Raw genomic sequence first — 14,077 nt, forward strand, 5'->3', positions numbered from 1 at the left:
TACGGTTTAGGTAATCAGTAAAAAAATAGGTTGGAACGGGTCGGTCATGGGCAACCATTCCCCCGGATGAAGATGCTGGTACCGCGCACCTCGTAGCTGGCATCGACCGAGCGGCACACCAGATCGAGCTGATTGTAGAGTGAGAGGTCATTCAGGTCGGCATTGATCGAACACGTACTGAGCGCATCGTTTTCCAGCACGATGTCGATGCCGTAGAGCGCCTGTAACCGGTCCATCACCGCTGGCAGTGGGGCCTTATCGAAGGTCAGATCCGGCAACTCCCGGACAGGCCCAACCAACACGGGCTGGTCGACCAGTGTCGGTACCAGCTGATGGCTATCGCTTCGGTAGGTAACCCGTTCGTTGGGTTTCAGCACGACCTCGTGTCGGCCGCGCTGCGCCTGATCGGCCACCGGGTACACCGACACCCGCCCCGTTAGCACGGCGACTTCGACGTTACGGGTATCGGCGCTCGATTTGATGGTGAACGTGGTACCGAGTACCTCCGTAATCAGATCGCCCGTCTGCACCATAAACGGACTGACGGGATTGCGCCGGACCCGAAAAAAGGCTTCCCCAGACAACGTCACAGCCCGGCGCGTTCGGCCAAAGTGAGCGGGGTAGGTCAGCCTAGCTTCCGGTTTGAGAACGACCACAGTGCCGTCGTCGAGCCGGATAGCCTGCGACCGGCTAATACGGTTGACGGTTACGATGGTGTTGGCGACAGAACCGGATTCAGCCATTGCCGTTTCTGCGGCAACTGGCCGACCAGACCAGTAGATGAAAAGGCCAATACCGACCAGACCAGCCGCCACGACAGCTGCCCACGCGTACCGGACGGGTTGGCGCGAAGCGGGAAAATGGCTTGTTTTCGCGGCCAGTCGCTGCCAGATTCGCTGCTGAATAGCCCGCTTTTCTGCTTTGTTGAGCGGTGCTGCCCCTTCGCTGTCGATCTCGCTGTACCAGTCGAGAATCAGCTTCTCCTCCGCCGGGGTGCAGGCCCCGGCGAGATATTTCTGCAATAATTCGTCGAATTCGTACTGCGACATAAGCCAATTAGTTTGCCGGGCCACGGGTTGAGAGGTTACACCCGGATGGCTAGTTGTTGGTGTGGTATGCTTTCAGATTCTCTTTCAATAGCCGGATCGACTTGGTGATATGGTATTCCACGGCCTTTTCGCTCAGATTGAACTGAGCCGCGATAGCCTTGACGGATTGATTTTCGAAGCGGCTGAGCCGAAAAATTTCGCTGCTGCGTTCGGGGAGTTGCTTCAGCACATGGGCCAGCGCGTCCGACAGGTCGGTAAAATTGACCAGCTCTTCCGTGGCGAACGACTGCTGCAACTGGTTCAGGATAAGGTGCTCCTGCAACCGGCGATGGTTAATCTGCGACCGTATGTGGTTCATCGACAGGTGCTTGATCGCTACGACCAGATACGCCCCTACGTGGGTGATAGCCAGACTCTGACGCCGATTCCAGAGTTGCTCGAATACGTCATGCACCAATTCTTCCGCTTCTTCTTTTGTCCCGATCCGGTGGTAGGCTACGCTGAACAGCTTATACCAGTATCGATCGTACAGCTCTTTGAAGGCAGCGGTGTCTCCGTCTGCGAGGAAACGGACTAACTGCTCATCGGGAACAGACGGGTAGTGCATGCGGAAACCTGACTGATGTGAATTTATGTATAGTCACAAAAGCCAGGAAAATCCCTAAATACTTTTACAATTTCTTTGGATTACTATACGGTAATTACCTAGTCAAATAAATACCAGTCGACTCCGAAGGCGAAGCCGCGACGCATTTGGAGGTAGTTGGGCGTTACGAAGTAGCCCGGCTGGAAGACGCCCTGATTGGCGTGGGTCAGCTTCACGAACAGACGGGTGCGGTTGACGCGCAGGTTGGCGTACAGGTCGGCCAGCAGGTACCCTTCAACCTGCTGATTGTTCTGAATGTAGAACTGCTGCGTAGCGGGCATGTAGGCGTTGGCGTAGTACAGCGATTTGTAGTGCAGATCGACCCCCACCTGAATGTACAGGGCTTTCGCGTACAGCACTTCATACTGGAAGCGGGCGTTCACGAAGATAGGCGGTGTCCGGAGGTAATCCCGGCGCGACTGCAAGGTGTAATACGCCTGCCCCGACGCCAGAAACTTGCCCGCTTCAAGCCGGTACCCCAGCCCCGTTTGCAGAACCGAGAACGAGCCGGACGCCTGCCGGGCAATGGCCTTTTCGTCGTAATAAACGTAGTTGGTCAGCAGGTAATAATCCAGCCCCGGTTCGAGTTGCAGCTTGCGGTAGCGCAGGTTCAGCTTGCCAAACGCGTGGTTATATCCCCTTAGGTTAAAATTCTCGTTGCGCCAGTAAAAGAGGTTGCTTTGCAGTCGCTCCTGCAACAGTGTCGGCTGCACGAAAATCGATGAGTAACCCGCCGTTATCAGACGGCTAGTGAGCTGCCCCTGGAGCCGGTATCCCCCACCCACCTGATACTCAGCCTCCGCCGTAATCTGCGACAGACTATCGGGGAAATAATAGCCCAGCCAGCCGCCCAGAAACGTCTCGACGCGCCGGGTCTCATACTCATTGGTGCGCGAAACGCCGGTTGCGTACTGCGTGTACTGCCCATAAATCCGGTTTCGCAGGTAGGCCCGGTAGTTGAACGCCGAGCCATTCCGCTCAAAGATACCTTTCAGCCCAAACTGGTTTTCGAGTAGCCTGAACCGCGCGTCGATGAACGCTTTCGATGAGTCGCCCAGCACGGCCGGGTAAAAACCGACGTTGAGCGACAGCGTCGTATCCTGATAAAAATTCTTGTGGCGCTGGTAGTCGAGTTTGTCGTAAAACTGAATCCCCTCCGCCGGTGCGTACTGCTGATAAATGTGGTAATCGTTGCGGATTTCGCTGCTATTCGGACTGCCGAAATAACCCCTACCGATCGTCACACCCGTCAGCCGGGAGTTGCCGGTGTAATCATAAACAATCGTTTCACCCGTTACCGCCGTCCCTGACAACACCCCGCCCTGCTCGTCGACCGAGTGGTTCATGTTGATGAAGTTTGCCAGCAGCGTGTACTTCTCGTTTTTCGAGCGGTAGTTCGTATGTACCACCCCGCTCCAGTTCTGGGCCAGCAGCTTATTAGGATCGCTAGTACCGCCGACGCCGTACTGCTTCTGCGAGGTGAAGCGCTGCACGGCAAAACCGACGTTCCAGCGGGAGGTAATGTTCTGAGCGAAATCGAACCGCAGAATGTTCTGATTGCGGCCACCCAGCGCCACGTACATATCCGTAAAAGGCGACTTGGTATTGTAGTATTTTACACTCAGGGGCTGGTAAGCATAGGCATCATAGGCATTGTACCCCGTCTGTGATCCCAGCTGCTGCGGCATAGCCACAAACACAGGGCGCATAGCCGTACCCAGCGCGCCCAGATCCTGATACATATTGTGACTGCGCTGTACGTACAGAAACCGGTGTACTTCGTCCATCGTCGTATCGACGGGATAAAGCGTCCGGCGGTTGTTCAGAATATCGTCTTCCAGTATGTAGCGCGTCGTGGTGGGGCCGTAGATTACCTTGGTCGAATCGTCAATGCCGGAAGGTGTATTACTGGTTGTCGACATGGGCTGAGTCGCCCCGAAACCCGTATTGCCGAAACCACCCGGAATCTGCTGCCCCCAGGCTGCACCAGCCAGGCTTAAAAACAGAACCAGTAAACGTATGCATCTATTCATTAGCCCAAAAGTACGCCAAAAGCGAGTGTTCGCGGTGTCGGCACGTGCGTGTTAGCTTTTTTTAAGAAACTGGGTTGATTTACTTTCTTTCGAGGCCACATCATCGTCACATTGGCAGCGGCCTTGCCCCATCGGAAAGCGGCCGGGGCGGTCTGTCTCCCGCGTCGAACGCATCCAGCAAGCGGCCAAACTCCTGCTCGTAACCAGGCAAAAACTGCACCGATACGGGCAGGTAATACAACGGTAACGTAGCGCGCTCATCGGTCGTCAGCAGCGCGTCGAGTTTAACCCAGTCTTTCTCAGTCGTTAACAGGGCTGCGCCGGGTGGCTGATCGGCCAGCAGCCGGTCGAGATCGGCGCGTTTGTAGGCGTAGTGATCGGCAAAGCGATGGTGCGTCAACAGATCGAAGGTCTGCCGCACGTAGGTATCAAGCGGATCAGCGTTGGCCAGCCCCGATACCAGCACCACGGCCCTGAGTTTGTCGGTCGGTTGCTGCGTGGCATAAGCAACCGGCTGCCCATACCGCAGCCCGGCAAACAGCACCGGCACCCCCGCCCCACTGTAGCGGTGTACAGCCCACCGAATCTGCTGCTGTTCGTCGGCCGACAGGGCACCGGGGCACTTCGTAATGATGACGGCATCGGCCCGTGCAGCACCGGCCCTGCCTTCGCGCAGTCGCCCCGCCGGGAACGGGTAATCGGCGTAAAACGGGCGATTGTAGTCGGATAGCAGCAAATTCAGGTGTGGGTCAACGGCCCGGTGCTGGTACGCATCGTCGAGCAACACGCGTCGTAGCTGGGGGAATCGCTGCTGCATCTGATGCAGGGCGTCGGCCCGTCGTTCGCCCACACAGACGCAGACAAACCGGCCAAACTTGCGGTACAGTTGCAGCGGTTCATCGCCCAGCGTGGCCGCCGTGTCGGCATCGGTCGCAATGCGGAAGCCGGTCGTGATGCGACCGTATCCCCGGCTCAGCGTAGCCGTTTCCGGCAAACCCGATGCCCGATCTGACCCATACCGTTTAATCAAAAACTCCACCATCGGCGTCTTTCCCGTACCGCCTACGGTAAGGTTTCCAACGCTGATCACCCGCAGGGCAGGTCGTTGTTTTTTAAATAATCCATTGTCGTAGAATGCATTACGCAACCGCATGATTCCACCGTACAAATACCCCAGGGGTACCAGTATGTTACCGCTCACCGTCTGTCGACCTAATATTTTCGTAACATTGCCCTTGCTGAGCAGTCAAAAGTAGTACTTTTAGGGTTGCCAAAGCCCCTCCTACACCCACCCGTCTGATGAGTCTAAAGGCCGACTACCTGAAATACACGTTGCATTTTCGCTTCGAAGCGGGTACGTCGCGCGGTACGCTGACGGAGAAAACGTCGTACATCATTCGGCTGTGTGACACCGATGATCCGACGGTGGTTGGGTACGGCGAGTGTGGCCCGCTGAAGGGCCTGAGTTACGATGACCGGCCCGATTTCGAGACGCAGCTACAGGACTACTGCGAGCAGTTTACCGCCCTCGATCTGCAACTCTTTAGCTGGAACATCCCGATCATTCTGAATCAGCTAATCGAGCCTACGTTTCCCAGCATTCTGTTTGGCTTTGAAACGGCCATGCACGATTTCCTGTCGGACGGGCAGCGGATCCTGTTCCCAACTGATTTCACGGCCGGACAACGCAACCTGCCGATAAACGGTCTGATCTGGATGGGCAACGAATCGTTTATGCGCCAGCAGATCGACGAGAAACTCGCGGCCGGCTACACGACGATCAAACTCAAGATTGGGGCTATCGATTTCGAGCGCGAATGCGACCTGCTGGCCATGATCCGGAGCCGGTATACGGCGGATCAGATAACACTGCGCGTCGATGCCAACGGGGCTTTCTCGCCCGACGAGGCTATGCACAAACTCGAACGGCTGGCCACCTACGAGCTGCATTCGATCGAACAGCCGATCCGGGCCGGGCAGCACGAACTAATGGCGGACCTGTGCAGCCACACGCCCGTTCCCATCGCGCTCGACGAAGAATTGATCGGGCAGATGGAATACGTTCAGAAATTCCGGCTTCTCCGCAAGATTCAACCGCAATACATCATTCTGAAGCCCACACTGCTGGGCGGGATGCGCCACTGCGACGAATGGATTGAACTGGCCGGGCGGCTGAATATTGGCTGGTGGATAACCTCGGCACTTGAATCGAACATCGGTCTGAATGCCATCGCCCAATACACAGCCAAGTTTCGTAATCTGCCGCCACAGGGACTCGGCACCGGGCACTTGTACCACAACAACGTCGATAGCCCGCTCACGATCATCGACGGCACTCTCCACTACAATCCCACCCAGGTCTGGAATCTGAACAAGGTGACAGAACTCAAATAGGCTGGCGAGTAGAGGATCTTGTCCCAAACATCGGTCCGCCGAAGCGGCATCCTGCTGTTTGTTTCGTAGCCGAATTTCAAACAGCATCTTGCTGTTTGGGACAAGATCACACCCAATCAATACCTTTCACCAGCTTGGACAACGTTTCGGCTTCGGGCGAATTCGCTTCGGGGTGATAATCGTAGGCCCAGTTCGCCTGCGGGGGCATGCTCATCAGGATTGATTCGGTGCGGCCGTTCGTTTCCAGCCCGAACTTGGTTCCCCGGTCCCAGACCAGGTTAAACTCCACATAACGCCCCCGGCGTAGCCGTTGCCATTGCTGTTCGCGCTCACCAAACGGCAGGTCGCGGTTCGCGGTCATGAAGTGCGTATAAATCGGAGCAAAGGCATTACCCACATCCTGAACAAACGCAAACAGGTCAGCCTTGTGCGCGTCGCTTTCGGGTTTCAGATAGTCGAAGAAGATACCGCCTACGCCCCGCGTCTCCTGCCGGTGAGGAATGTAGAAATAATCATCGGCCCAGGTCTTAAAGCGCGGATGATAGGCCGGATCGTGGCGGTCGCAAACGGTTTTCAGATACTGGTGAAACCAGCGCGCATCGGCGTCATCGACGTAGTGGGGCGTCAGGTCGATACCGCCCCCAAACCAGCTATGGCCACTGCTCATCTCAAAGTACCGCACGTTCATGTGAATGATCGGTACCATCGGATTGCGCGGATGCAGCACGATGGATACGCCCGTTGCGTAGAACTCAGCCGGTTCGGTCAGGTTGAGCGAGCGCAGTGTTGCTTCCGTCGCATCGCCGTGGACCGCCGAGTAGCCCACGCCCCCTTTTTCAATCACGGCTCCGCCCGCCAGCGTGCGCGACCGGCCTCCGCCCCCACCCGGCCGTTCCCAGGCGTCAGTGCGAAACTGCCCTGCTCCGTCGGCTGCTTCCAGCGACTGGCAAATACGGTCCTGCAACTGCATGAAAAACTGACTGACGGTTTCTTTGCTGACGGTTGTATCGGTATTCATAGCCGCAAAGTTCGCCGTTTCCGGGCGAAAGCGGGGGGTTTACTCGATTAATTTCAGTGCGTAACGCGTCGGCCGTTGCTTGTCGATTAGCAGTAGCAGCCCCTGTTCGGCCAATTGCCGGAGCATTTTCCCCGCCCGGTACGCCGAGATGTTAATGAGCTTGGCCAGTTTGTCGTCGGTTATGAACTCATTCCGGCGCAGGTACTGTACCAGCGTTCGGACAGTGGGCGATTTCAGCAGTTGCGCATCGGCTGGCCCGCCCCCCAGAATCAATTTGCTGGTTGGCACGGACTTGTCCTTGGCCCGAACATAGATTGTCCGCCGGTTATGCTCATCGATAGCGTAGTGGGGCTTCTCCTCGCTCTCAGCAATCGTAATGGCCAGAATGACGCGGCCGTCGGGTTTGTGTACTTCGTAGCTGATGGCCAATGGCGGGTCAACGAGCCGGTCGATGGCTTCTTCAATCCGGTGCATCTCTCGCGGTTCCGAGGACACACCCACAATCCGCCCGTCGTCGGCCACACCGATCAGTAATGTACCGCCTGCTGTATTGGCAAACGCGGCAAGCGTGCGGGCTATGCGGTGTGCGGCAGAGATGGTTCGCTTGAATTCGAGCTGGGTACCTTCGCCCCGCGCAATCAGATCATCGAGTTGGTTTCGGGTCATGCAGATTCGGGAAACAAATGGAACGGGTGCATATCAAACCCGTTTATCGTACAAACCGTATATTCTAAAAACAGCACTTAGCCTGTTCGCGTTTAAAAATAAACAATTTATCCGCAATTCATTTCACGGCCCCGCACATAATACAACGACATGAAAAAAACGACATTCTCCGTAGAAACGGACCGTTATAAAACGAAACAGCCGGATAGCCGTCATGAGCTGATTTACGCAACCAAATACGCCAGCGACGGCCTGGAAGATTGCCACCTGATGCTGAACACCTACGCTGACCCGGACGCCGGTTCGTTTCCGTCCGATGCGACACTCATTACGCTCACCAGACGAGATGCCTTATTACTGGCGCAGGAGATTCTGAACTTATATGCCTGATAATCGGCGATTACCTTCTCTTTCGTAGCCCTAAAACAAAAAGGCCTGACCCGTAGAGGGGTCAGGCCTTTCTTATAAATCTGCTTCTTATACCTCCGTATTTTTTGGCTTACGGCCACGTGGCTTGCCCGTGTATTGCACCTTTTCAGTGGCGTCATCCAGCAGCAATTCGTAGGCAGTGACTCCTTCCTCGTACGAAAAAGGCTTTATCACAAAGGTATACTTTGTGTTGGCATAGTCGATTTTCCCTTTCTGCAGAATTGTGCCAAGCGAGATCGTATAGCTTTTTGCTGCTTTATCCATTGCAAAACTTTCTTCGCTGTCAGCACCCGCCGGAACAAGATACAGGGATTTAATTTTACGCTTTCCCTCCTGTGTACCAACCATGAACTGACCTTCTTCAGGGCGCAAACCTAGTTGTTCCACTGATTTCATCGGAAATACTAGTTTACCAGCGCCCGAAATATATCCGGTACTAACCACTTTTTTTTCGGTAGCCGGTTTCGTTTCTTTCTGAACGCTATTGTCTTCGGGCTTGTAGAAGCGAATATTTTTTGCTTTCATTCGATCGGGTGATTTTCTGACGTTGCAAATGTAATAAACCCATTTACAGTTTTCCTACGTTTGCTTTTACGACCAACACTTTTTTACGCAAAAAGTTGACAATGTCGAGTCCAAAAAAGTACACTTCTACTAAATACACCTATCCGTTATTTTCAGCAGATACGGTTATATGACACTGCACAGCCGCAGAAAAACTGTATATGTTTTTCGTTTGTAGCTATACTATCCTGCATAAAAGCATTTAACTCACTTCTATCATTTTGTGGCCCATATCACTACAAACCAATTACTTAAGGGTTCAAATAAACATAGCTTTATACTACCCTATGTAACCAAAAAAAGCGCTGTCAACTCGTAAAGAGTTAACAGCGCTTTAAGAAAAACACACCAGCCAATACGGCTCAGATTACTTCAGCATAAACCGATCGAGCAAGAGGTAACGGTCCCGATTTTTTTCCGTTTCAGCCCGCGTATTTACGTCGATCATCATCACACTCGCAGGTTTTCCCGGTACAACGGCGGGCCAATTTGGTAAACCGGTTCCGTTTGGATTACCCGTTTTGATGAAATCAGCGAAGTATTGTTGCATGGTTTTCGACACGGTATAATCGTCGGGAGTCCAGGCGTAGACGGTATTTGTGCCCAGATTTCCCATCGCGTATTCAATTTCAGCCGAGTGAACAGCCCCTTTAGCCACCGGCATTTTGATGGCATTGGGGTCGTTGTTTTTAACTACTCCACCCGCCAAACCGGGGGTAGCATCGCCCATTTTTGCCGTCATTCCCGGACGCGCCCGCGTGTACATATACCGGTACACAGGCTTGCCACCCGTCTGACTTTGCAGGTCCGACCATTTCCACGTGCTGAACCCAATAAACCGATCGCCCGCTAAACTCGTCGCGACCGATTCTACATCATTATCCGATTGAGCCGCGTACTGCTTCAGAATGTCGTTGGCTTGTTCGGGGTACATTTTTTTCACCGCGCTGGTGTAATTTTCGACCGTCGGTGCTTCTTTTCCCAGCATCGCCCGGTAGTTCATTTCTTCCGAATTCCAGCCAACCAGCAAGGGTACGTGTGCCTGCTGACCACTCTCAAAAATCGCGAGTGGCGACTTCGGGAAAAAGTACCCATCGATCACAACAGAAAAGCGTGGTGTGTTGGGCTGCGCAGTTGCCTGAAGCATCTTTTCGGCCGGTATCGCCCGCAGATCGGCCAAAGATTTGGCACCCAGCTGTTCGGCAAACGCAACGCCCTGTTTTTCACCTTCTGCCAGCGACACCGGCGACAGCGTGCCAAGTAGCGATCCGCTTTCGCCGATGGCTCCGGCCATCATATTTTTCGACAGGGGCGACGCCATCAGCGCACTAACCGATACAGACCCTGCCGATTCCCCGGCAATGGTAATCCGGTTGGGGTCGCCACCAAACGCGGCAACGTTATCGCGCACCCATTTCAATGCTGCGTACTGATCGAGCAGGCCGTAGTTGCCCGACGCTTTGTGGGGCGACTCGGCGGTCAGTTCGGGATGCACCATAAAGCCGAATACGTTGAGTCGGTAGTTGACCGTAACGGCCACAATACCGCGCTTTGCCATACTTTCGCCGTCGTATCGCGGTTCTGAGCCGTCACCCGCCACGAAACCTCCGCCGTAGTAATAAACGAGTACGGGCAGTTTTTCCTTTGCCGATTTAGCTGGTGTCCAGACGTTTAGATACAAACAATCTTCGCTGACCCCGTTCGACCGGAAGCCCATGTCGCCGAAAATTGGTCGCTGCATCGCGCGTGGCCCGAACGCCGTGGCCTGCCGGACACCCTGCCAGTTGGCAGCTGGCTGGGGCTCTTTCCAGCGCAGATCGCCAACAGGTGGCGCTGCGAAGGGAATCCCCTTAAACGCACGAACACCGCTGCTCTCCAGCGTTCCGGCCAATGTACCGTTGGCGACTTTCGCTTGTGGCTGTGACGCTGCCCCCGACTGCGCCAGCGCAGGCAGCGTAACGCAGCTGGTCAGTGCAAGACCGACAATCAGATTTCTCATGGATATTTTCTGTTTTTGATTTACAGGAAAAAGCAATCCGTTAAAATTACGCATAGCTACTAATTGTAAATGCGGGAAGCCCCAAAAACTACTGTTTACGGGCGGCTATTTTGCCAGACAAACTAACTAATACGGCCTCCATTTTGGGTGACTATATCGGCTGTTATCCGGGAAAGTAATCAGCTATTGTGGGTAACGAACCGTTGCATGCGTTCGTTATACAGATCAAGTTGCGCATCGTCGGGCTGGCCTGATTGATAGAGGTCAAAGAGGAGAAAATCAGCCCGGTCGGCCCCTTCGATCATACCTTCGAACTTTAATTCCTGCTCCACCCACCGCGCCGATTTATGAAGCGTGGTAGCCTGCAAAAGCACCGCCCGCGTGACGTCAGCTGTGCGCTCCGGGTTCTGCGTTGTCAGCAACAGTGTATTAATCGTTCGTATGTAATCCTGGTGCGTTAATTCCGGATCGGGCAGGGTTGTCTGACTCCACTGATTGGCAAGCAGCTGAGTTAATTCGTGGTAAGGCGGCTGGTCAAGATCGCTGGGTCGTATGCGTCGATTCACAATTTAAGGCTATTGTTTTTTCCTTGGATTCCCCGCCTTCAAAGCGCGCTGATCGGTGAGATCAATAGCGTACTAATTGCTACGTGAGGTTGATTACAACTGTCTACTCACCGAACGTGTTTATCAGGTCGCCTTCTAGTGTTGTTTTTTACCATTCTGAACGCACTAGACATTCCGGATAGGTCGGCATTTTTTTGTTATTGACAACACCCGGCGATTTCGGCAGCGTAGAACCGACTCACTCATCCTACCACACCAAACCCGCAGCCAGCCTTACCAGACAAGCTAGCAGATCAAAAAAAATGCCCCGGTTCTGCAATTGCAGAACCGGGGCATTTTACGTATTCCAGTGGTATAAACGGACTGGTTTATTTCGTTGAATCGGGCATAACAACTTTCGTTGTGTCGGTCATCATCATGGCCGAATCACCGCTAACGACGGTTTCGCTTTCAACGATAGTAGCCGTGTCGGTGGTTGCGGCCGATGACTCGGTTTTCTTCGACTGACAACCAACAGCCATCGACAACATTACAGCAAAGAAGAGGGTAGATTTGACGAAAGATTTCATGGTAATCGTGTATTTAATGGTTTCGCCGTTGATACACCACTGCCTGAAAGGTAACCCAGTTCTGCCGCAGCTTTACTTGCTTTTTAATATGACACCTACTACTCCGGCTGATGATATACCAGCACCGGCACATCCGATTTTGCGATCAGGGCAGTGGTACGGTTTGGATGCAGTAGTTTATCGATAAAACCCGTCTGCGGATACAACTCCATCACAATCAGATCCGCCAGCGTTTTCTCCATCTGTTCTTCGGTCAGAATCATCAGCGTAGCGTCGAACGCATCGACCAGTGACCCCGTCTGTTTTGCCACGTCACTCTGCGTTGTTTTGGGCTGCATGGCATACGCGATCGACTTTACGTCCACCGGGTACGTTGCTTTATCTCCATCCTGATCGGGCGTTGGTACGACCAGCACCGGGCAGCGCACTTTATCAACGACATCACTCACCGAACTCCCCGACAACCGATCAAAAAACGTACTGACGTCGCTGCGGCCCATCACGATTAGGTCGGCACTGTACTGGTTTGCCGCGTCGATGATTTCGTCCTCAACCGAGCCTACCCGCCAGTCCGACTGTACGGAGAAACCTTCGGCCTGAAGCGTAGTGCCTAACTCGTTCAGATTTCGCCGGCTGATATCTTCCAGTTCCATCGTGACCGGTGCCCCAACGCCAATGCCCGCGCCGGGGTCGGCAATGCTGGGCAGCGTCGTGTCGGGAACGATGGGCTGGTACACGTGCAGCAGGGTGATAGTGGCCCCAGTTTTTTTCGCGAACAGCCGCGCCCAGGCTAGTGGTGCGTCGGTTGTTGCGGAGAAATCGGTCGGAAAGAGCAGATTGTTCATGCGTTGTGAATGGTCTTTATGGAAGAACAAACGAAACGACCAACGTTCCCGTCCCGACCGGAATTTTGTTTACTGTGCAGGCTTGTCCGTGGCAATCCCGCCCATTTTTTCGACCGCCAGCAGCTGTTTCATGGTCTTGTCCATCCCTTCCGTTGACCCATCAAGGAAGATCACGTTGCCCTTCCCGTTTTCGGCGAAATGCTTGATAGCTTCGGTCCAGATCGAGAACAGAATCAGCGATGCGTCGAGTTTGGCTTCGGTCATCACTTTGGCGGACTCGGCCATGCCTTTCGCCACCTCTTCGCGGAATAATGCCACCCCCTGACCCCGCAGCTGCGACGCACTTTTCTCGGCTTCAGCCGAAATTTGAATGGCGTTACCCTCGGCTTCGGCAGCTTTGGTTTTGGTGATGAGCAGGGCCTGCCCTTCGTTTTCGGCGGCAGCTTTCAGATTCGAGGAAGCCACAACCTGCGCCATCGACCGCATGATGATTTCGTCGAACGCGATGTCGTTGAGCTGCAAATCGATCAGGTGATAGCCCCAGCTTTCGAGTAGTGTGTCGATCTGGGCTTTGACGTGTTCGATGATTTCGCCCCGCAGCCCCAGAATTTCGGCCTGCCGTTTGGTGGCCACGAAACTACGAATCGAACCCTCGATGGTGCGGATCAGCGCCTGCATAAACGATCCCTGATCGATGAATTTGAAGGCAACGTTCTTGACCGTTTCCTCTTCCTGATTTAGCACCGAATACACCAGCATCGCCTTGAAATTGACGTTGGCCTGATCGGAGGTGATCGCCTGAAACGCCAGCTCGACAGACTGGTTTTGGATTGACACGCGCCGGTAAATGAATTCGACGAACGGAATCTTGAAATTCAGACCGGGCGTCATGATCCGGGCGTATTTGCCGAAAATCGTGACGACGGCTACGGTACCCTGCTGCACGATCACAACAGAAAGGAACACAACAGTGGCCGCGAGGACCAATAAAATCAGAAGAAACGGCATGGTATTCTTTCGTTTAGGTTGACGGGCCGAATCTACCGGTTTCGCCTGATCGATAGCCTGTTCTATCGGATGAACGGCCTAAAAGAACACAGCCCGTGCGTGGGTGTTGATGAGCGCAAAAAAAAAGCGGATGCAACCCCGACAGGCTGCATCCGCGCCAGATTCACAAGTGGATGAATCTAATTCAGCAGTGATAAATACCCCGCGGCCCCTGAAGGGGGAGAAGTCCGCGAACAAACTTCTCCCCTTCAGAGGTTGTTTGGGGAACGATTTCAGGATCCTAGAATCGCC

General features: G+C 54.0%; 14 protein-coding genes. 2 read left to right on the top strand and 12 right to left on the bottom strand.

All coding sequences use genetic code 11. The features are described from left to right. Positions 1-44: 44 nt before the first annotated feature. The 4 genes from HH216_RS20425 to lpxK form a co-directional block, all read right to left on the bottom strand. The gene (locus HH216_RS20425) at positions 45-1,049 is read right to left on the bottom strand and encodes a FecR family protein (protein WP_169552481.1); all 1,005 of its coding nucleotides are present in this window, start codon (positions 1,047-1,049) and stop codon (positions 45-47) included. A gap of 49 nt (positions 1,050-1,098) precedes the next feature. Further along, positions 1,099-1,656 (bottom strand): RNA polymerase sigma factor, encoded by a 558-nt coding sequence (locus HH216_RS20430; protein ID WP_169552482.1) that lies wholly within the window; start codon positions 1,654-1,656, stop codon positions 1,099-1,101. Positions 1,657-1,754: 98 nt separating this feature from the next. Then, positions 1,755-3,728 (bottom strand): putative porin, encoded by a 1,974-nt coding sequence (locus HH216_RS20435; RefSeq protein WP_169552483.1) that lies wholly within the window; start codon positions 3,726-3,728, stop codon positions 1,755-1,757. A 106-nt stretch (positions 3,729-3,834) separates the two neighbouring features. Further along, positions 3,835-4,881 (bottom strand): tetraacyldisaccharide 4'-kinase, encoded by a 1,047-nt coding sequence (gene lpxK / locus HH216_RS20440; RefSeq protein ID WP_254448534.1) that lies wholly within the window; start codon positions 4,879-4,881, stop codon positions 3,835-3,837. 146 nt (positions 4,882-5,027) lie between these two features. On the opposite strand from lpxK, the gene HH216_RS20445 reads away from it, so the two are divergent. Beyond that, positions 5,028-6,122, top strand: coding sequence for an o-succinylbenzoate synthase (locus HH216_RS20445; protein ID WP_169552484.1), 1,095 nt, complete (start codon positions 5,028-5,030; stop codon positions 6,120-6,122). A 106-nt stretch (positions 6,123-6,228) separates the two neighbouring features. On the opposite strand, the gene hemF is transcribed toward HH216_RS20445, so the two are convergent. Both hemF and HH216_RS20455 read right to left on the bottom strand, forming a co-directional pair. Continuing rightward, a complete protein-coding gene (gene hemF, locus HH216_RS20450) occupies positions 6,229-7,140 on the bottom strand; it encodes an oxygen-dependent coproporphyrinogen oxidase (protein WP_169552485.1) in 912 nt (303 codons plus the stop codon). A 39-nt stretch (positions 7,141-7,179) separates the two neighbouring features. Beyond that, positions 7,180-7,806 carry an ATP-binding protein gene (locus HH216_RS20455; protein ID WP_169552486.1) on the bottom strand — a complete coding sequence of 209 codons (627 nt, stop codon included), beginning with the start codon at positions 7,804-7,806 and terminating at the stop codon, positions 7,180-7,182. A gap of 150 nt (positions 7,807-7,956) precedes the next feature. On the opposite strand from HH216_RS20455, the gene HH216_RS20460 reads away from it, so the two are divergent. Then, positions 7,957-8,196: a hypothetical protein gene (locus tag HH216_RS20460; RefSeq protein ID WP_169552487.1), complete on the top strand. Its 240-nt coding sequence runs from the start codon at positions 7,957-7,959 to the stop codon at positions 8,194-8,196. Positions 8,197-8,283: 87 nt separating this feature from the next. Here the strand turns inward: HH216_RS20460 and HH216_RS20465 are convergent, their stop codons facing one another. The 6 genes from HH216_RS20465 to HH216_RS20490 all read right to left on the bottom strand — a co-directional run bounded on the left by HH216_RS20465 (position 8,284) and on the right by HH216_RS20490 (position 13,786). Continuing rightward, positions 8,284-8,760 carry a hypothetical protein gene (locus tag HH216_RS20465; protein WP_169552488.1) on the bottom strand — a complete coding sequence of 159 codons (477 nt, stop codon included), beginning with the start codon at positions 8,758-8,760 and terminating at the stop codon, positions 8,284-8,286. A 406-nt stretch (positions 8,761-9,166) separates the two neighbouring features. After that, positions 9,167-10,798, bottom strand: coding sequence for a carboxylesterase/lipase family protein (locus HH216_RS20470; protein WP_169552489.1), 1,632 nt, complete (start codon positions 10,796-10,798; stop codon positions 9,167-9,169). 179 nt (positions 10,799-10,977) lie between these two features. Further along, positions 10,978-11,364: a hypothetical protein gene (locus HH216_RS20475; protein ID WP_169552490.1), complete on the bottom strand. Its 387-nt coding sequence runs from the start codon at positions 11,362-11,364 to the stop codon at positions 10,978-10,980. A 368-nt stretch (positions 11,365-11,732) separates the two neighbouring features. Beyond that, a complete protein-coding gene (locus tag HH216_RS20480) occupies positions 11,733-11,933 on the bottom strand; it encodes a hypothetical protein (RefSeq protein WP_169552491.1) in 201 nt (66 codons plus the stop codon). 98 nt (positions 11,934-12,031) lie between these two features. Then, entirely contained in the window at positions 12,032-12,778 is a 747-nt protein-coding gene (locus HH216_RS20485) for a universal stress protein (RefSeq protein WP_169552492.1), read from the bottom strand. Between the two features lie 69 nt (positions 12,779-12,847). Further along, the gene (locus HH216_RS20490; RefSeq protein ID WP_169552493.1) at positions 12,848-13,786 is read right to left on the bottom strand and encodes an SPFH domain-containing protein; all 939 of its coding nucleotides are present in this window, start codon (positions 13,784-13,786) and stop codon (positions 12,848-12,850) included. Between the last annotated feature and the right edge of the window lie 291 nt (positions 13,787-14,077).

It is taken from the genome of Spirosoma rhododendri, assembly GCF_012849055.1.
Taxonomy (GTDB): domain Bacteria; phylum Bacteroidota; class Bacteroidia; order Cytophagales; family Spirosomataceae; genus Spirosoma; species Spirosoma rhododendri.